The organism is Streptomyces glaucescens (genome assembly GCF_002154375.1).
Classification (GTDB): domain Bacteria; phylum Actinomycetota; class Actinomycetes; order Streptomycetales; family Streptomycetaceae; genus Streptomyces; species Streptomyces glaucescens.
Genome location: NZ_MUND01000322.1, coordinates 1 through 531, shown reverse-complemented (window position 1 = coordinate 531; position 531 = coordinate 1). Strand labels below are relative to the sequence as shown.

Annotated in this window: 1 pseudogene; it reads left to right on the top strand. The window is 73.3% G+C overall.

Annotated features, from left to right (window positions below):
* Nucleotides 1-279: 279 nt before the first annotated feature.
* Nucleotides 280-531 (top strand): annotated as a pseudogene (locus CCN42_RS21335) (ADP-ribosylglycohydrolase family protein); the annotation flags it as partial.

Genomic DNA, 531 nt, shown 5'->3' with positions numbered 1-531 from the left:
CGCTGCCGGGACTGCCGTACGCCAGGTGTGGCGGCTTAGCTCGGCACTGGGAGCGAGGAAGTCAGCCGATGGCAAGCCCTGCCGCAACCCCGCAGCGCAGGTCCCCCGGTACCGTACGAGTCCCGAGCCACCCGCACCGGAGGTCACCGTGAGCGCCCAGGCCGGAACTCACTGGTACGGCTGAAAGCCACCGATTCGTCCCCTGAGCCCCACCACCCCCGTTCGATTACAGTGCTCGCGTCGTACGAGCGGAGCGGACGGTTCGCCGGGGAGGTCTAGGTGGGTGCGACAGCCGGGCCTGTCTGGGGGCGGGCCGAGCAGCAGGACTTCCGGAGCAGGGTGCGCGGCACGCTGCTGGGCGTGGCCGTCGGAGACGCGCTCGCGGCGCCGGTCGACGGGATGGGGATNNGGTGCGCCGGGACACCGGCGCCTGGCATCCGCCGACCGACCTGCACCGGGCGTATCTGCGCTGGGCGGCCACCCAGCGGGACTGGGGCCCGGACGAGCGGCGCGCGGAGGACGGGTGGCTGG